Origin of the sequence: Streptomyces sp. TM32, assembly GCF_004122755.1 — a bacterium.
In the GTDB taxonomy this organism is placed as follows: Bacteria; Actinomycetota; Actinomycetes; order Streptomycetales; family Streptomycetaceae; genus Streptomyces; species Streptomyces sioyaensis.
This window is the reverse complement of sequence record NZ_SDIG01000057.1, coordinates 16780-33965: the sequence shown is the minus strand read 5'-3', so window position 1 is coordinate 33965 and position 17186 is coordinate 16780. Positions and strand designations below refer to the sequence as shown.

The following is a 17186-nucleotide window of genomic DNA, read 5'->3' as shown; positions in this document are numbered from 1 at the left end:
GCGCGGGTGGGATGCGGGTGCGGGGCACGGGAGTTGAGGCGTACGGTTGAGCACCGGAGTGCCGCCTGTGAGGGCGCCCAGTTCATCCCCTAATGTGGCTTTTGTTGTCCACGCAGTTGGGAGAGGGACTTGATGGAGCGCACCGTCGTACGTTGTGCCGAGGGCCACGTGTTCAGCACCGCTTCGTTCCCGATGCAGACCACCGACCGGCTCGGTCCCGGACGGCTGTTGCGCTGCCCGCGCTGTGCTCGGCTGCGGCACTCGGTGCCCGTCGAGTACGCAAAGCGGTAGCGGCCGGTAGAGCGGCGGCACGCAGGACGAGCGGCAGCGGCGAGCAGAAGTAACGAGCAGAAGCAATAAGGAATGGTCTGGGGCCCGGCTTCCCTGATGGGGGGCCGGGCCCTCGTCGTGCGAGGGGGGGCCGGGTGGGCGCGTATCCTCGTCTGCGTGCTTCTCTCAGACAAGGACATCCGGGCCGAGATCGATGCTGGTCGGGTGCGTATCGACCCCTATGACGAATCGATGGTGCAGCCGTCCAGCATCGACGTGCGGCTCGACCGCTATTTCCGGGTGTTCGAGAATCACCGCTACCCGCACATCGACCCCGCCGTCGAGCAGTGCGATCTGACCCGTGAGGTCGTGCCCGAGGGGGATGAGGCGTTCATCCTGCACCCGGGCGAGTTCGTGCTGGCCTCGACGTACGAGGTCATCACGCTGCCTGATGATCTTGCGTCCCGGCTGGAGGGGAAGAGCTCGCTGGGGCGGCTGGGGCTGCTGACACATTCGACCGCCGGGTTCATCGACCCGGGCTTCAGCGGTCACGTGACGCTGGAGCTGAGCAATGTCGCCACGCTGCCGATCAAGCTGTGGCCGGGCATGAAGATCGGCCAGCTGTGCATGTTCCGGCTGACCTCGCCGGCCGAGCACCCGTACGGCAGTGAGCGGTACGGCTCCCGTTACCAGGGGCAGCGCGGTCCGACGCCGTCCCGGTCGTTCAAGAACTTCCACCGTTCGCAGGTATGACCAGGTAGGACACAGCCGCGTCGGTGCGGGGGGCGCGCTCAGGGCGGGCGCGTGGCAGTGCGTGGACACAGAAGGTCTGAGAGAGATACGTGAGTGACGTGCGGGAGAACCTGACGTACGAGCGGTTCGGTGGGGCGATCCGCGAGCTGGCGCAGACGATCGCCGACGACGGGTACGAGCCCGATGTCGTGCTGTCGATCGCCCGTGGCGGGGTGTTCGTCGCCGGGGGGCTGGCGTACGCGCTGGACTGCAAGAACATCCACCTGGTGAACGTGGAGTTCTACACGGGGGTGGGGACCACCCTGGAGATGCCGGTCATGCTGGCGCCGGTGCCGAACGCGATCGACTTCTCGGAGAAGAAGGTGCTGATCGCCGACGATGTGGCGGACACCGGCAAGACGCTCAAGCTCGTCCACGACTTCTGCCAGGGGACCGTGGCGGAGGTCCGCAGCGCGGTGATCTATGAGAAGCCGCACTCGCTGGTGAAGTGCGAGTACGTGTGGAAGCGCACGGATGAGTGGATCAACTTCCCCTGGTCTGTGTTGCCTCCATGCCGTAAGTCTGGCACACCGATCACTGCGTCGAAGGACGCTCTGTAACACTGTCGTGAGGTAACGCCTCGGCGTGGGTGCAAATCCCGCAGCCTCCGTAAGTAGATGGCCCCTGACCAGGGAACTCCCGGTCAGGGGCCGTTTTCGTTCCGGATCGCTGTGCATGCGTGGATGACTGCGCTCGACCGCGTACTTCACGGAGGTGGACGGAGTTGGCACTGCGTACCGGAATCGTGAACCTCGGGCGGCGAGTACCCGAACTGGACAGCCCGGCCTGGCGGCCCGACCGCATACGAGGCTTCGCGTCGTGGGCCTTAATCGGCAAGGCGGTGGGTACCAACGCCCACTCCGCAAAGGAGATTGAGCGACCTTTCTTTACTTGATCAAAACGAAGCCTGGATTTGTGCTTTGCGTCACAGCCTTCCTGGCCCTGGTCCTGGTGGGATAAATCCGACCATGGCACGCATGCCAGCCCCCATCGCCACAGACGGGGCTTTTTGCTGTGCCCGAAAACACTTTGATCAGGGAGAACGGGGCGTGCAGACCAGCACCACCATCCGCCGCAAGTCCAGCAGGCTCACGGCCGCCACAGTGGCCGTCACCGCTGCTGCGGCACTCTTGGCCTCCGCCATACCGGCCAACGCCCAGACAGGTACCAGCTGGCGGAATGCGGAACATGCGGCTGCGGTCGTGGAAAAGGCGACCGGGACCGCAGACGTCGCCTCCTCGGCAGCGGCCCCGGGCGCGCCGCTGACCAGAACCGTCACCACCAGCGGTGGCCGCGCCGTCACGGTCACCGCGCCGGATACGGCCACCGGCACCCTCAAGGCCGCCACTGACACCGGCGCTTCGCTCGGCCTGACCCTGCCCGGCGCCAAGGACGTGGAAGGCGTCAAGGCCGGCGTGGGCACCGTGGTCTATCCCGACGCCGCACCCCGTACCGATGTCGCCGTCCAGTCCACCACCGACGGCGGTGCCCGCACCCTGGTCACCCTCAAGGACGCCAAGGCGCCCACCAGTCAGCGTTTCAAACTCGATCTGCCGGCGGGCGTCAAGGCTGTCGGCAACGGTGAAGGCGGATACGACCTCATCCGTCAGACCCAGGGGGGCGAACCCGTCCTGGTGGTCGGCTCCATAGACGCGCCCTGGGCCAAGGACGCCAACGGCAAGAAAGTCTCCACTGCTTACAGGCTCGACGGGAACTCGCTGATACAGACCATCGAGACGAACGAGACCACCGCGTTTCCCGTAGTGGCCGACCCCACCGTCAGCTACGGCTGGAACGTTTACTACAGGTTCAGCAAGGCTGAAGTTAAGAAGTATGCCTCCAAGGTGAAGTACGCAGCAGGCGGCGCGGCCTTGTGTGGATTTCTCGGCGTACCTGCCGCCGCTGTGGCCTGTGGCGTCATCGCAGGGGGGACCCTGTCGCACTTCCAAGGCGTTTGGTCATCGGCCGCCACGTACAACAAGTGCGTGGAGGTTAAGATCGGTTACACAGGTATTTACGGCGGAGCGAAGAACTACAAGTGCTGAAGGAGAGGTGGACCAACGTGCGCCGATTTCTTACGACCGAGCCGGCCAACCCGTATGCGGCCAGCGCGCTGGTCACCGTCCTGCTCTACGCGTGCATGCTGATAGTGCGCCTCGTGCTCTCAGCTTCACCGTTCCAGTCCATGGACATCGCCTTCATACCCGCGGTATTCGTCCTGGCGCTCGCAGCGCGACTCTTCACCGCACGACGGAAGGGCAGGGTCTGACCCTGCGGCGCTGACGCAGTACTCCGCAGATTAGTGGCCCCTGACCTGGGATCCTTGGGTCAGGGGCCACTTTCGCTCCTCAGTGCAGTCGGCCCGTAACTGTCCGAATCTGGTGGCCCCTCGGCGTGGAGCGTCGAGCCGCCGGTCGTGCGGCGCGAGGGGCAGATACTCGACGCCTGAAGGCCGCTGGCACGTGACGTCGTCGATCCACCCGGTCGCCGATCCCGTAAGGGAGTTGGCGGTCGGGTGGTCTGCTGTGTGCGGGTTCCGGCCAATCCCGTTCCGAGTGTTCCGTCCGGGTGTGGCTGCGACTACAACCCGCGGTAACAGCAGACCGGAGGGGAGGCCCCATGGTGCGTGCGAGACGCGGGCGGGGGGCGTTACGTGGGTGGCGTACGCGGTCCGGGGCGGGTGCCCGGCGGCGGTTCCGGGCGGCGGTGGCGACCTCGGCGGCGGCGGTGACCTTGGTGTGCACCGTGGCGGCGGGCGGGGCGAGTGCCGCGGCCGGGGCCGTGGGACGGGACGGGCCGGCCGCCAAGCCGCTGTCGCCCGAGCTGGAGACGATCCGGGCGCGGGAGGCGGCCGGGCTGTACGGGGATCCGGCGGAGCGGCCGGTCGGGGAGCGGAAGACCGCGGTGATCTCGCTGGGGGACAGCGAGATCTCGGGGGAGGGTGTCGGGACGTACGAGCCGGGTACCGACGGGCCGGACAACTGGTGTCACCGCTCACCGGACTCGGCGATCCACCGGACCGGGATCGCGGCGGATGTGACGTACAACGTCGCCTGCTCGGGTGCCTCCAGCGGCAACATCGTGATCGGTGGCAGCAAGCAGTACGCCGATGAGCTGGTGCAGAGCGACAGTCTGGCGATCAAGGCCCGCAACACGCGGCTGAAGATGGTGCTGCTGGTTGCGGGCGCCAATGACGATCTGCAGTTCGGGCCGGTGATGACGGACTGCGTGGAGCGCTGGTTCCTGTTCCAGGGCACCTGCGAGCCGAAGTACCGGCCGGGCTGGCAGGCGCGGGTCGACGCTCTGGTGCCGAAGGTCGAGCGGACGGTGGCCGATCTGCGGACCGTGATGCGGGACGCCGGGTACGCGGACGGTGACTACCGGCTCGTGGTGATGTCGTATCCGAGCCCGATCGGGCCGGATGTGACGGACAACCCGCACTACCCGGGGAAGCTGCCGGGCGGCTGTACCGGCTACACCTCCGACGCGGGCTGGGGGCGCAATGCCGCCGTGCCGGCGTTCGAGAAGGGGATGCGGACGGCCGCGCGGGACACGGGCGCGACCTATCTGGACGCCTCGCGGCTGTTCCACGGGCACGAGGTGTGCATGGAGGACACCTGGGCCCGCGGGCTGTGGGTGAACCTCACCAACCCCTTCCCGCCGAACGCGAACTCGGTGCGGCAGTCCTTCCACCCCAACGCCCGCGGGCACGGCGCGTTCGCCTCGTGTCTGACCCAGTTGTATGCGTCGGGGCTGCGGGAGGCGTCCTGCGCCGATCCGGCGAGCACCGGGCAGCCGAAGCTGTACGCGGGGGCCTGGGACGACGCGTACCGGCCGCTGAGGAACGCCGCCACGGGCAGCTGTGTGGATGCGACCGGCGGCGCGAGCGGCGACGGGACGGCGGTCGGCGGCTGGGACTGCCACGGCGGGCGCAACCAGGGCTGGTGGTACGACCCCGAGCGGCGGTCGGTGCATGTGGAGCTGACCCAGGACCGGTGTCTGGACGTGCCCGGCGCCCGGTACGCGGCCGGGGCCGGTCTGGTGCTGTGGAACTGCTCGGGCGCGGCCAACCAGGAGTTCGTACGGGCCGACGGCACCATCCGGCCGGCCGCCGCGCCGTCGCTGTGCCTGACGCTGGGGGCGGCGAAGGAACCGCTGCGGTTGCAGGGGTGTGACGGGTCGGCCGGGCAGCGGTTCGCCTAGGGGTGTCTCTCCTGGGGCCTGGGGCCTGGGGCCTGTTCCTGTGCGGCAGGGTGTGCGGTCGTACGGCAAGGGGCCCGCTCCGGAGCTTGTGTGCTCCGGGGCGGGCCCCTTGCCCGTGGCCGGGACGGCGTTACAGCGTGCCGAGCTTCAGCAGGGCGAGCAGGGCGACCAGCTGGATCGCGGAGGCGCCGAGGGCCTTGGGCCACGGCAGGTCGTGCGACTTGCTCACCATGGAGGTGAGCAGATAGCCGGTGGCGAGCCAGGTCAGCCAGCCCAGGACCTGCACCAGGGTGCTGTCGCCGCCGAGGAACATGGCGAAGAGCAGCCGGGGCGCGTCCGTGATCGTCATGATCAGCATGGCCAGGCCGATGGTCGGCTGCCAGGCGCCGTCGCCGCCGAGCTGGCGGGCCATGGTGTGGGTGACCGCGCCCAGGATCAGGCTGCCGATGATGAACATCACCGCGGTGATCAGCACCCAGGGGATGCTGTTGGACAGCGTGGCGTTCAGCACATCCGCGCGGGCCTTGTCGAAGCCGAAGACCGCGAGCAGGCCGTAGATGAAGGTGACGACGAGGGCGGGGGCCCAGACCGCGTGGTCGCGCATCTGCCAGAACGTGGCCTCGGGGCGCAGCACGATGCCGGACAGCAACTGCTTCCAGTGCAGCTTGGGGCCGGCCGGCGGTGCGCTGGTCTGCCCGGCGCGGTAGGTGCCGCCGGCTGCGTACGCGCCGTCGGGGCCGTTGTCGTACCCGCCCGGCTGCGCACCATAGGCGTCCGGCGCCTCGCCGACGCTGAACTGCTGGGTGTGACCTGGGTTGTTGTCGTTCCCATACGGCGGGTAGGACTGCTGGGGGTGGTAGCCGCCGTCGCCGAAGTACTCGGGCTCGCCGTGCTGGCCGTGCGGCTGTCCCTGCGGCCCGCCGCCGTACTGCTGCGGTGGCTGCTGCCACTGCCCGTGCGGCGGTGGGGGCTGCTGTCCGTACGGCCCTTGCTGTCCGTACGGAGCCTGCTGCCCCTGCTGCCCTTGCTGTCCGTTCTGCGCGGGGCGGGCATCCCGTCCGCGACCCATCCTGAATCCAGCCACGTACTCGAAAGTACCTGGTCCGCGTGGATGGGGTGGCCGAGCTGGGGGATCGGGGCGGGGTTTGCTGCTGACCTGTGACATCCCCTAGGGGGTTCCCCGAGGGGGAACGGGGACGGAAGCCGGCGTCCATCGGAGGGTGAGCTGCGGCAGGTTCTCCATGTTGCTCCTGCCGTCGTCCGTGGCCACCACCCGGAAGCCGTGGTGGGCGTAGAACGCCCGGGCGTCCGCGTTGAGTTGGAAGACGTGCAGGAACAGGCCGTCCGGGCGGTGCCGCCGTGCCGCGGCGAGCAGCAGGCTGCCGATGCCGGTGCGGCGGACGTCCGGGCGCAGATAGAGCTGGTCGAGCAGTTCGCCCCGGACGGCGGCATAGCCGAGGAGCTCCGGACCACAGGCGGCGACGACGGTGTGACACTGCGGCAGCACGATCTCCCGGACCCAGCGGGTGACCTCGTCATGGGTACGGCGCTGGGGCGGCAGGTAGGGCATGGTGACCTGTCGTGATGCCTGGTGGATGGCGGCTATCGCCGGGGCGTCGGTGGGTATGGCGAGCCGGATGGTGAGGGGCGGGGCGGGGGCCGTAGTGGGGGCTGCAGTCGGTGGGACGCCGGGGCTTGAGGCGGTGGCGTACGGGGTGTCAGGCATGTTCATGCTCGCGTTGAAGGCGGTGGTGCGGGTGTTGCTGCTGGCGGCGGTGGCGGTGCCGGTGTCCCTGTGGGGGGCCGTGCCGGTGTGGGGGCGCGCTTTCCTGTCCATGTCGTCATGGTCGGGGCGCGCCTCGGGAGCGGCAACTTCATTGTCAGATGGGTGCTTTGACGACTGGGTGGCGGCTCCCCTGGCCCCATCGCCCCATGACCGCGGTGGTCCTGACTCTTGGTCATGAACCACTCAGGGAGCCGTGAAGTCCGCCGTGGTGAACGACACCTCTGGCTTTGAGGCGAGGCCTGACGGGCCGCCGGGGTGGACCGTCACCCTGTCGTGGGTGTGGCCGTGCCGGGTCAGCAGTACGAGGTCGGCATGGCCGTCGCCGTCGAAGTCGGTGAGGGCGAGGACCGTGGAGAGCGGGCGGCCGGGCCCGGGGAGGCGGGGCGCCGTGAGGCGGCGCACGGTGGTGGACAGCCCGTCCGCAGAGCCGACGAGGAGGGCGGGGCGGGTGCCGCCTATGACGAGGTCCGTGTAGTCGTCGCCGGTCACCTCGGCGGCGGCGAGGGTGGGCGTGCCGCCCGTCCCCGTGTGGAGGGGGCCGGGGCGGCCGGCGACGGACAGCAGGCCGTCGGTGCCGGCGGTGGCGGGAGTCGGTCCCCGGCCGGCGGCGGAGAAGTGGCCGAAGACCGTGGCGTAACCGGGCGGGTAGGCCGCCGGCCCCGCGCGGACGGGGCCCCGGGGGCCGCCGAGCGCCAGACGGCTGCGGGCCCGGTGGCCGGGGGCGGCGGTGCGTACGAGGAGGTCGTCGGCGCCGTCGTGATCGAGGTCGGCGGCGGACGAGAGGGGAGCCGCGGTGGCCAGGGCGGTCCCGGGGACGTTGATCGGTGCGCCGGCTGCCTTGGGAGCGCCGGTGCGGGTGAACGGGCCCCGGAGGTAGCTGATCCGGGGGCCGGAGGCGGTGACGGCCAGGTCCTCGGCGCCGTCCCCGTCGAAGTCGCCGCAGACCGGCTGGTCGGGCCATTCGTTGCCGAACCTGGCCCGGTCGGGGATGCGGAGCCGCACGGCGCGGCCGGCGCCGAGCCCCCGCGGTGAGCCGAAGAGGAGCTGGACGGGGACGGGCGGGCGGCCGATGCCGTCGTAGGGCGGGTCCGTGGTGACGACGAGGTCGCTGAAGCCGTCCTGGTCGAGATCGCAGACGGTTTCGGCCTCGAAGGACGCGGGCACGGCCGAGCCGGTGCGCGCGGCGTTCCGGGCCGGGGTGAGCAACTCCCTGGTGGCCGGGGCGAGTCCGTGCGCGGAGCCGTAGACGATGCCGATGCCGGGGTCGTCGTCATGACCTTTGGCGGGCGCGAGCAGGCTGTCGACGACGAGGTCGGGATGGCCGTCCCCGTTGAAGTCATGGGCGGTCCGGCTGCCGTGGCCGGCGGGGACGGCGCGCGCGGCAGGGAGCGAGGAGGCACGGTGCCGGGCGGCGGGACGGCCGGCACCGGAGGAGGAGAGCGGGCCGCAGGAGCTGAGGAAAAGGGCGAGCGCGAGCCCGAGCCCCGCTGCCACGGCAGACCGTCCTCGCATGCCGTCCCCACCCCGTTCGTACCGCTGTCGTCGTGTCGTCATTCCCCGCCCCTGATGCTCCCCGGCGGTCCGGCCGCGCCGCAACGCCGGCCGCACAGCCTGTGGAAAACCCCGGCGGCCGGCCCCGTGCAACTACGGGGCCGGCCGCCGGCAATGCTCGTCACCGTGCGGTTACTGCACCGGCTCCGGCTCGGGGGTGTCCTCGGACTCCTCGTCGCCCGCCGGGTCGACGGGGGTCTTGACGGAGTCAAGCAGCAGCTGGGCGACGTCGACGACCTGGATGGATTCCTTTGCCTTGCCGTCGTTCTTCTTGCCGTTGACCGAGTCGGTCAGCATGACGAGGCAGAAGGGGCAGGCCGTCGAGACGATGTCGGGGTTCAGCGACAGGGCCTCGTCGACGCGCTCGTTGTTGATGCGCTTGCCGATGCGCTCTTCCATCCACATCCGCGCACCGCCGGCGCCACAGCAGAAGCCGCGCTCCTTGTGGCGGTGCATTTCCTCGTTCCGCAGGCCCGGCACCTTGGCGATGATCTCGCGCGGCGGGGTGTAGACCTTGTTGTGGCGGCCCAGGTAGCAGGGGTCGTGGTAGGTGATCAGGCCCTCTACCGGGGTGACGGGGATCAGCTTGCCCTCGTCGATGAGGTGCTGCAGCAGCTGGGTGTGGTGGATGACCTCGTACTCGCCACCCAGCTGGGGGTACTCGTTCGCGATCGTGTTGAAGCAGTGCGGGCAGGTCGCGACGATCTTCTTCTTGGACGTCGGCTTCTTCGTCGACTCGTCCTCGCTGTCCTCGCCGAAGGCCATGTTCAGCATCTCGACGTTCTGCTGTCCGAGCTGCTGGAACAGGAACTCGTTGCCCAGACGGCGGGCGGAGTCACCGGTGCAGGCCTCGTCGCCGCCCATGATCGCGAACTTCACGCCCGCGATGTGCAGCAGCTCCGCGAAGGCCTTGGTGGTCTTCTTGGCGCGGTCCTCCAGGGCGCCGGCGCAGCCGACCCAGTAGAGGTAGTCGACCTCGGTGAGGTCCTCGACGTCCTTGCCGACGACGGGGATCTCGAAGTCGACCTCCTTGGTCCACGCGAGGCGCTGCTTCTTGGCCAGGCCCCAGGGGTTGCCCTTCTTCTCCAGGTTCTTCAGCATCGTGCCGGCCTCGCTGGGGAAGCTGGACTCGATCATGACCTGGTAGCGGCGCATGTCGACGATGTGGTCGATGTGCTCGATGTCGACCGGGCACTGCTCCACACAGGCGCCGCAGGTGGTGCAGGACCACAGCACGTCCGGGTCGATGACCCCGCCCTCTTCGAGGGTGCCGACCAGCGGGCGCTCGGCCTCCGCCAGGGCGGCGGCCGGGACGTCCTTCAGCTGCTCCTCGGTGGCCTTCTCCTCGCCCTCCATGGTCTTGCCGCCGCCGGCCAGCAGATACGGAGCCTTGGCGTGGGCGTGGTCGCGCAGCGCCATGATCAGCAGCTTCGGCGACAGCGGCTTGCCGGTGTTCCAGGCCGGGCACTGCGACTGGCAGCGACCGCACTCGGTGCAGGTGGAGAAGTCGAGGATGCCCTTCCAGGAAAAGTGCTCGATCTGCGAGACACCGAACTGGTCGTCCTCGCCCGGGTCCTCGAAGTCGATCGGCTTGCCCTCGCTGGTCATCGGCTGAAGCGCGCCCAGGGCCACGTCACCGGACGCCTCGCGCTTGAACCAGATGTTGGGGAAGGCCAGGAAGCGGTGCCAGGCGACGCCCATGTCGGTCTTGAGGGCGACCGTGATCATCCAGATGAAGGACGTCGCGATCTTCAGGCCGGCGAAGAAGTACGTGAGGTTCTGGAGCGTGGAGAGGTCCATCCCCTCCAGCCACGAGACGACCGGGTACGAGACGAAGAACGAGGCCTCGTAGCCGTCCACGTGGTGCTGGGCGCCCTCCAGGGCGTGCAGCATGAAGATGCAGACGCCCACGATGAGGATGACGGCCTCGACGAAGTACGCCTGGCCGATGTTGGAGCCCGCGAAGCGCGACTTGCGGCCCGGCTTGTTCGGCCTGTTCAGCTGCCGGATCACGATGAGGGTCAGGATGCCGAGCGTCGTCATCGTGCCGAGGAACTCGACGAAGACGTTGTACGGCGCCCATTCGCCGATGATCGGCAGCAGCCAGTCGGCCTGGAAGAGCTGGCCGATGGCGTTGACGATCGTCAGCAGCAGGGAGAAGAAGCCCACCGCCACGAACCAGTGCGCCACCCCGACGACGCCCCAGCGGTTCATCCGGGTGTGGCCGAGGAACTCCTTGACCACCGTGATCGTGCGTTGCTTGGGATCGTCCGTCCGGGTCCCGGCGGGCACCGGCTGACCGAGCCGCACGAAGCGGTAGATCTGCAGGAGGGCACGGCCGAACAGCGCGACGCCGACCGCGATTAGGACCAGCGACACGATGATCGCGGCGAGTTGCATGGGTGGCTCCTCGAACCTGCGAGAGCGGAAAACTGAGCGGAACTACTAAGCGGTAACTTTTCGGGTCTGCGCTGAGGTTACCCATTCTCCCGGGTGCCATGAAGCCGCCCGGCCGGTGATCTGCGTCGCGAAGGCAACCCTCTGCGGCCTTGTGTGCGTCCTCCTGGTGACGTGATGACGGTAAGCGCGATATAAAAGTTGAGCGGCGCCGACTCACCTCTGTTGACAGGCTTTCCTCGGTGCTGCACTGTTGAGCCTGTTCCACTCAAGTCAGCTGGAGGAATTGAAATGGCACGTGCGGTCGGCATCGACCTGGGCACGACGAACTCCGTCGTCAGTGTTCTCGAAGGCGGTGAGCCCACCGTCATCACCAACGCCGAGGGCGCCAGGACCACGCCGTCCGTCGTCGCCTTCGCCAAGAACGGCGAGGTGCTGGTCGGCGAGGTCGCGAAGCGCCAGGCGGTCACCAACGTCGACAGGACCATCCGGTCGGTCAAGCGCCACATGGGCACCGACTGGAAGATCGACATCGACGGCAAGGGCTTCAACCCGCAGCAGATGAGCGCCTTCATCCTGCAGAAGCTCAAGCGTGACGCCGAGGCGTACCTCGGGGAGAAGGTCGTGGACGCGGTCATCACCGTTCCGGCCTACTTCAACGACTCCGAGCGTCAGGCCACGAAGGAGGCCGGCGAGATCGCGGGCCTGAACGTCCTGCGTATCGTCAACGAGCCTACCGCTGCCGCCCTGGCCTACGGCCTGGAGAAGGACGACCAGACCATCCTGGTCTTCGACCTCGGTGGCGGTACCTTCGACGTCTCGCTGCTGGAGATCGGCGACGGTGTCGTCGAGGTGAAGGCCACCAACGGTGACAACCACCTCGGTGGTGACGACTGGGACCAGCGCGTCGTCGACTACCTGGTCAAGCAGTTCCAGAACGGCCACGGCGTCGACCTGTCCAAGGACAAGATGGCGCTCCAGCGTCTGCGCGAGGCGGCCGAGAAGGCGAAGATCGAGCTGTCGTCCTCCACCGAGACGACGATCAACCTTCCCTACATCACCGCGTCCGCCGAGGGCCCGCTGCACCTGGACGAGAAGCTCACCCGCTCGCAGTTCCAGCAGCTCACCTCGGACCTCCTGGACCGCTGCAAGACGCCGTTCCACAACGTCATCAAGGACGCGGGTATCAACCTGTCCGAGATCGACCACGTGGTCCTGGTCGGCGGCTCGACCCGTATGCCGGCCGTCGCCGAGCTCGTCAAGGAGCTGACCGGCGGCAAGGACGCCAACAAGGGCGTCAACCCGGACGAGGTCGTCGCCATCGGCGCCACCCTCCAGGCCGGTGTCCTCAAGGGTGAGGTCAAGGACGTCCTCCTGCTGGACGTCACCCCGCTGTCCCTCGGTATCGAGACCAAGGGCGGCATCATGACCAAGCTGATCGAGCGCAACACCACGATCCCGACCAAGCGCTCCGAGATCTTCACGACGGCCGAGGACAACCAGCCGTCCGTGCAGATCCAGGTCTACCAGGGCGAGCGCGAGATCGCGGCGTACAACAAGAAGCTCGGGATGTTCGAGCTGACCGGTCTGCCGCCGGCCCCCCGCGGGGTCCCGCAGATCGAGGTCTCCTTCGACATCGACGCCAACGGCATCATGCACGTGACCGCGAAGGACCTGGGCACGGGCAAGGAGCAGAAGATGACCGTCACCGGCGGCTCCTCGCTGCCGAAGGACGAGGTCGACCGGATGCGCCAGGAGGCCGAGCAGTACGCGGACGAGGACACCAAGCGCCGCGAGGCCGCCGAGACCCGCAACCAGGCCGAGCAGCTCGTCTACCAGACCGAGAAGTTCCTCAAGGACAACGAGGACAAGGTCCCCGGCGAGGTCAAGACCGAGGTCGAGGAGGCCGTCACTGAGCTGAAGGAGAAGCTCAAGGGCGAGGACACCGCGGAGATCCGCACCGCCACCGAGAAGGTCGCGGCCGTCTCCCAGAAGCTGGGCCAGGCCATGTACGCCGACGCCCAGGGTGCGCAGGCCGCCGAGGGTGCCGAGGGCGCCGCCGGCGAGCAGGCCAAGGCCGAGGACGACGTCGTGGACGCCGAGATCGTCGACGACGAGAAGCCGAAGAAGGATGGTGCCGCGTGACGGAGGAGACCCCGGGCTTCGACGAGAAGCCCGACGTCCCCTCTGACGCCGCTCCCGAAGACGCGGCGCAGGCCGAGTCCGCCGACAAGGCGGGCTCGGCCCCGGCCGGGGACGTAACCGACGTAGGGCTCCAGGCGCAGCTGGACCAGGTGCGTACGGCGCTCAACGAGCGCACGGCGGACCTCCAGCGGCTCCAGGCGGAGTACCAGAACTACCGCCGTCGGGTGGAACGGGACCGGGTCACGGTCAAGGAGATCGCTGCGGCGAACCTCCTGTCCGAGCTCCTGCCCGTGCTCGACGACGTCGGCCGCGCCCGTGAGCACGGCGAACTGGTCGGCGGCTTCAAGTCGGTGGCCGAATCGCTGGAGACCGTGGTGGCCAAGCTGGGTCTGCAGCAGTTCGGCAAGGAGGGCGAGCCCTTCGACCCGACGATCCACGAGGCGCTGATGCACTCGTACGCACCGGATGTCACCGAGACGACGTGCGTGGCGATCCTGCAGCCCGGGTATCGCATCGGTGAGCGAACGATCCGCCCCGCGCGGGTCGCCGTCGCCGAGCCGCAGCCGGGCACGCAGAGCGCCAAGTCCGGAGCCGATGACGACGCCAAGGGCGCCACGGCTTCGGACGAGGAGAGCGGTGGCCCGGACGAGGGCTGACGTGAGCACAGACAAGAAGACCGCGCGGGAGGAGGGACGTCGGGGATGAGCACCAAGGACTTCGTCGAGAAGGACTACTACAAGGTCCTCGGCGTCCCGAAGGACGCCACCGAAGCGGAGATCAAGAAGGCGTACCGCAAGCTCGCCCGGGAGTACCACCCGGACGCCAACAAGGGCGACGCCAAGGCCGAGGAGCGCTTCAAGGAGATCTCCGAGGCGAACGACGTCCTGGGCGACAGCAAGCGCCGCAAGGAGTACGACGAGGCGCGCGCGCTGTTCGGCAACGGCGGGTTCCGGCCGGGCCCCGGCGGGGGCGGCGGCAACTTCAACTTCGACCTGGGCGACCTCTTCGGGGGCGGCCAGGGCCAGGGCGGCGGCTTCGGCGGCGGCCTGGGAGATGTGTTCGGCGGCCTGTTCAACCGTGGTGGTGCCGGCACGCGCACCCATGCGCGCCGCGGCCAGGACATCGAGTCCGAGGTGACGCTCAGCTTCACCGAGGCGGTCGACGGGGCCACGGTCCCGCTGCGGATGTCCAGCCAGGCGCCGTGCAAGGCGTGTTCGGGCACCGGCGACAAAAACGGTACGCCCCGGGTCTGCCCGACCTGTGTGGGCACCGGCCAGGTCAGCCGGGGCACGGGCGGCGGGTTCTCGCTCACCGATCCGTGCGGCGACTGCAAGGGCCGGGGGCTGATCGCCCAGGACGCCTGCGAGGTCTGCAAGGGAAGCGGGCGCGCCACCAGTGCCCGCACGATGCAGGTCCGTATCCCCGCGGGCGTCTCCGACGGGCAGCGCATCCGGCTGCGCGGCAAGGGCGCCCCGGGCGAGCAGGGCGGTCCGGCCGGTGATCTGTATGTGGTCGTGCATGTCGACGCCCACCCGGTCTTCGGCCGCAAGGGCGACAACCTCACCCTCACGGTGCCGGTCACCTTCCCGGAGGCCGCCCTCGGCGGTGAGGTCAAGGTGCCGACGCTGGGCGGTCCGCCGGTGACGCTGAAGCTACCGGCCGGTACCCCCAACGGACGCACCATGCGGGCCCGCGGCAAGGGAGCAACCCGTAAGGACGGCACCCGCGGTGATCTGCTGGTCACCATCGAGGTGCTGGTCCCCGGTGATCTCAGCGACCAGGCCAAGGCATCGCTGGAGTCGTATCGCGAGGCGACCGCGGGGCCGGACCCGCGGGCGGAGCTGTTCCAGGCCGCGAAGGGAGCATGAGATGGACAGCCGGGGCGGGCAGCGTCGTAACCCGTATGAACTGACCGAAGAGTCGCCGGTGTACGTCATCTCCGTCGCGGCCCAGCTCTCCGGCCTGCATCCGCAGACCCTTCGGCAGTACGACCGGCTGGGGCTGGTCTCGCCCGACCGCACGGCCGGGCGGGGCCGCCGCTATTCGGCCCGGGACATCGAACTGCTCCGTACGGTGCAGCAGTTGTCCCAGGACGAGGGCATCAACCTCGCCGGCATCAAGCGCATCATCGAGCTGGAGAACCAGGTCGCGGCCCTGCAGCAGCGGGTCGCCGAGCTCCAGGGCGCCCTGGAGGGCGCGGCCAGCGCGATGCAGCAGCGGGAGGCGGCGGTGCACGCCTCCTATCGGCGCGATCTGGTGCCGTATCAGGATGTGCAGCAGACCAGCGCGCTGGTGGTCTGGCGGCCCAAGCGGTCCGAGTAGGGCCGGCCGGGCGGCCGCCCGGCGCAGGACGCGGCGAAGGGCCGGGGAAACCCGGCCCTTTTCGCTGTCCCGGGGCGTGGTCAGCAGCCGCCGTATCCCGCGGTCGGCATCGACAGCCGCCGGTGCACCTGCGACTTCATCGCCAGGGTGTAGACCGGCTCGTCGAGGTCCGCGGTCTCCAGCCGGACGCCGGCCGCGGCGCACCGCGCGCCGAATTCGTCGGCCCCGTCGATGGCGTTCTCCAGCGCCCGCCGGTTGGGCGTCACGAACACATCGACCAGGCCCTCTTCGACGTCCTGCCACAGCGCGCAGTGGTCGGCGCGCAGCTGGTGCAGGCTGAGGCGGCAGGCGAGGTGGTAGTCACGGGCCGCCGCCCACCGGGTGCACATGTCGTGCTGGCTGCGGTCGTCGACCAGGAACGGATCCTCGTCCAGCTCGGACAGCGGCATCAGGCAGGCGATCGCCGTGACTCGGACCGAGTTCATCGTGCCCTCCGGGGCGTGGCGACTGTGGGGGCGACGATACCCCTGCGGGCGGCCCGTGGTGGAGGGTTGTACCGCTTGGATCAGGCCCGGCCCATGGCGCGGGTCACCGCGATTTCGATCATGATGCGGTCAGGGTTGGGCGCCGGCGTCCGCCCGTACCGCTCGGCGTAGCGGCGCACCGCGTCGGCCACCGACTCGGCGTCCGTACGCACCCGCGCCCGGCCCTCCAGCGTCGCCCAGCGCCCCTTGTCGACCTGGCAGACGGCCACCGTGGCACCGTCCGCCCCGGCGGCGAGGACGTTCTTGACCTTGGCGCTGTCCTTGCGGGTGATGATCCGCGCGATCCGCTGCCCGGCGTCATAGGTGACGCCCACGGGGACGACGTGCGGCGTGCCGTCCGGACGCAGGGTGGTGAGCGTCGGCATCAGGTACTCGCCCCAGAAGGCGAGGTACTCCGGGCTGAGGGCACTGAGGTCATGGGCCATGGGGGCCAGAGTAGTTCGGGGCCCGGGACTCAGAGGAGGTCGGCCGTTTCCAGGTCGAAGGAGAAGGGGGCGGGGAGGGGGAGCGGTTTGCCGATGGGCGTGGTGTTGTGTCCCGCGTAATCGTCCCCGGAGGGGTCGCTGAACAGCGTGATCGTGGCGTTGCTGCGGTCCACGAGCAGGTAGAGCGGGATGCCGGCGCGGGCGTAGCAGTGCCGTGTGGCCTTCCGGTCGCGCTCCGGATTGCTCGATGTCACCTCGACGACCATGGCGACTCCGTCGCTGGGCATCCAGGGAGGGGCGCCGCGGAAGAGACGCAGCGCGCGTGGGGCGATGGTGGCATCGGGGATCACGTGATTCTTGGGGCACCTGCCGCCGCGGCGCATCTCGAGCCCTTTGTAGCCGGAGACGTCCATGTCCACCTCGGACTGTCGCATGATCTGCGAGACGATCCCGCTGAAGCAGTGCTCATGCGTGCCGTCCGTGGGTGGTGTCACAACGATCTCCCCCTCGATCAGCTCGGCTCGGAAGCCCAGGGGCGTCTCCAAGGCGAGGAAGTAATCCAGGAGGGTCTCGTCGTCGGTGGGCATAGGCGCGTGTGCCGTAGCCGTCATGCTGCACCTCCTTGTGGTCGAAGGCCAGTGTCGACGGGCGCCGCGGAGGGGGGCGCTGCGAGCGCGCCCCGATTCCCTCGAACGAGTGAGCGAGAACCGGTGAGGGGGCTCGCCTCCGTGGCCTTGAGTGGAATAGACT

General features: G+C 69.0%; 16 protein-coding genes. 9 read left to right on the top strand and 7 right to left on the bottom strand.

Features of this window, described 5'->3' with window-relative positions:
* Positions 1 to 447 precede the first annotated feature (447 nt).
* From dcd to EST92_RS15345, 5 genes are all read left to right on the top strand, one after another.
* Positions 448 to 1023 (top strand): dCTP deaminase, encoded by a 576-nt coding sequence (gene dcd / locus EST92_RS15365; RefSeq protein WP_129250210.1) that lies wholly within the window; start codon positions 448 to 450, stop codon positions 1021 to 1023.
* Between the two features lie 89 nt (positions 1024 to 1112).
* The gene (locus EST92_RS15360; RefSeq protein WP_174244025.1) at positions 1113 to 1622 is read left to right on the top strand and encodes a phosphoribosyltransferase; all 510 of its coding nucleotides are present in this window, start codon (positions 1113 to 1115) and stop codon (positions 1620 to 1622) included.
* 489 nt (positions 1623 to 2111) lie between these two features.
* Positions 2112 to 3107 carry a hypothetical protein gene (locus EST92_RS15355; RefSeq protein ID WP_129281496.1) on the top strand — a complete coding sequence of 332 codons (996 nt, stop codon included), beginning with the start codon at positions 2112 to 2114 and terminating at the stop codon, positions 3105 to 3107.
* Positions 3108 to 3124: 17 nt separating this feature from the next.
* Positions 3125 to 3331 carry a hypothetical protein gene (locus EST92_RS15350; RefSeq protein ID WP_129281495.1) on the top strand — a complete coding sequence of 69 codons (207 nt, stop codon included), beginning with the start codon at positions 3125 to 3127 and terminating at the stop codon, positions 3329 to 3331.
* 437 nt (positions 3332 to 3768) lie between these two features.
* Entirely contained in the window at positions 3769 to 5265 is a 1497-nt protein-coding gene (locus tag EST92_RS15345; protein WP_129281494.1) for a ricin-type beta-trefoil lectin domain protein, read from the top strand.
* Positions 5266 to 5395: 130 nt separating this feature from the next.
* Here the strand turns inward: EST92_RS15345 and EST92_RS15340 are convergent, their stop codons facing one another.
* The 4 genes from EST92_RS15340 to EST92_RS15325 form a co-directional block, all read right to left on the bottom strand.
* Positions 5396 to 6334 (bottom strand): Yip1 family protein, encoded by a 939-nt coding sequence (locus tag EST92_RS15340; RefSeq protein ID WP_129281499.1) that lies wholly within the window; start codon positions 6332 to 6334, stop codon positions 5396 to 5398.
* Between the two features lie 99 nt (positions 6335 to 6433).
* Entirely contained in the window at positions 6434 to 7102 is a 669-nt protein-coding gene (locus EST92_RS32720) for a GNAT family N-acetyltransferase (RefSeq protein ID WP_343283797.1), read from the bottom strand.
* Between the two features lie 132 nt (positions 7103 to 7234).
* Positions 7235 to 8563, bottom strand: coding sequence for a VCBS repeat-containing protein (locus EST92_RS15330; protein ID WP_129281493.1), 1329 nt, complete (start codon positions 8561 to 8563; stop codon positions 7235 to 7237).
* A 171-nt stretch (positions 8564 to 8734) separates the two neighbouring features.
* A complete protein-coding gene (locus tag EST92_RS15325) occupies positions 8735 to 11002 on the bottom strand; it encodes a (Fe-S)-binding protein (RefSeq protein WP_129281492.1) in 2268 nt (755 codons plus the stop codon).
* Positions 11003 to 11290: 288 nt separating this feature from the next.
* Between EST92_RS15325 and dnaK the strand changes: the two genes are divergently transcribed.
* The 4 genes from dnaK to EST92_RS15305 are packed head-to-tail and all read left to right on the top strand — an operon-like array spanning position 11291 to position 15466.
* Complete coding sequence (gene dnaK, locus EST92_RS15320; protein WP_129281491.1) at positions 11291 to 13144, top strand: molecular chaperone DnaK; 1854 nt, start codon at positions 11291 to 11293, stop codon at positions 13142 to 13144.
* A complete protein-coding gene (gene grpE / locus EST92_RS15315; RefSeq protein WP_129281490.1) occupies positions 13141 to 13800 on the top strand; it encodes a nucleotide exchange factor GrpE in 660 nt (219 codons plus the stop codon). Before dnaK ends, grpE begins: the two co-directional genes overlap by 4 nt.
* Positions 13801 to 13845: 45 nt before the next feature.
* On the top strand, positions 13846 to 15012 hold the full coding sequence (dnaJ, locus tag EST92_RS15310; protein WP_129281489.1) for a molecular chaperone DnaJ: 1167 nt from the start codon (positions 13846 to 13848) through the stop codon (positions 15010 to 15012).
* Between the two features lies 1 nt (position 15013).
* Complete coding sequence (locus EST92_RS15305) at positions 15014 to 15466, top strand: helix-turn-helix domain-containing protein (RefSeq protein WP_006604632.1); 453 nt, start codon at positions 15014 to 15016, stop codon at positions 15464 to 15466.
* A gap of 80 nt (positions 15467 to 15546) precedes the next feature.
* Here EST92_RS15305 and EST92_RS15300 read toward each other — a convergent pair whose 3' ends face one another.
* The 3 genes from EST92_RS15300 to EST92_RS15290 form a co-directional block, all read right to left on the bottom strand.
* Positions 15547 to 15951 carry a hypothetical protein gene (locus EST92_RS15300; RefSeq protein WP_129281488.1) on the bottom strand — a complete coding sequence of 135 codons (405 nt, stop codon included), beginning with the start codon at positions 15949 to 15951 and terminating at the stop codon, positions 15547 to 15549.
* Between the two features lie 80 nt (positions 15952 to 16031).
* Positions 16032 to 16436: a pyridoxamine 5'-phosphate oxidase family protein gene (locus tag EST92_RS15295; RefSeq protein ID WP_006604634.1), complete on the bottom strand. Its 405-nt coding sequence runs from the start codon at positions 16434 to 16436 to the stop codon at positions 16032 to 16034.
* A gap of 29 nt (positions 16437 to 16465) precedes the next feature.
* A complete protein-coding gene (locus tag EST92_RS15290; protein ID WP_129281487.1) occupies positions 16466 to 17047 on the bottom strand; it encodes a Uma2 family endonuclease in 582 nt (193 codons plus the stop codon).
* Between the last annotated feature and the right edge of the window lie 139 nt (positions 17048 to 17186).

What these genes read in the sequence shown, in the direction of transcription:
- EST92_RS15325 (WP_129281492.1), bottom strand. Translation starts at nt 11,002, where the DNA reads ATGCAACTCGCCGCGATCATCGTGTCGCTGGTCCTAATCGCGGTCGGC.
- EST92_RS15290 (WP_129281487.1), bottom strand. Translation starts at nt 17,047, where the DNA reads ATGACGGCTACGGCACACGCGCCTATGCCCACCGACGACGAGACCCTC.
- dnaJ (WP_129281489.1), top strand. Translation starts at nt 13,846, where the DNA reads ATGAGCACCAAGGACTTCGTCGAGAAGGACTACTACAAGGTCCTCGGC.
- dnaK (WP_129281491.1), top strand. Translation starts at nt 11,291, where the DNA reads ATGGCACGTGCGGTCGGCATCGACCTGGGCACGACGAACTCCGTCGTC.
- EST92_RS15305 (WP_006604632.1), top strand. Translation starts at nt 15,014, where the DNA reads ATGGACAGCCGGGGCGGGCAGCGTCGTAACCCGTATGAACTGACCGAA.
- EST92_RS15300 (WP_129281488.1), bottom strand. Translation starts at nt 15,951, where the DNA reads ATGAACTCGGTCCGAGTCACGGCGATCGCCTGCCTGATGCCGCTGTCC.
- EST92_RS32720 (WP_343283797.1), bottom strand. Translation starts at nt 7,102, where the DNA reads ATGGACAGGAAAGCGCGCCCCCACACCGGCACGGCCCCCCACAGGGAC.
- EST92_RS15330 (WP_129281493.1), bottom strand. Translation starts at nt 8,563, where the DNA reads ATGCGAGGACGGTCTGCCGTGGCAGCGGGGCTCGGGCTCGCGCTCGCC.
- EST92_RS15295 (WP_006604634.1), bottom strand. Translation starts at nt 16,436, where the DNA reads ATGGCCCATGACCTCAGTGCCCTCAGCCCGGAGTACCTCGCCTTCTGG.
- EST92_RS15340 (WP_129281499.1), bottom strand. Translation starts at nt 6,334, where the DNA reads ATGGGTCGCGGACGGGATGCCCGCCCCGCGCAGAACGGACAGCAAGGG.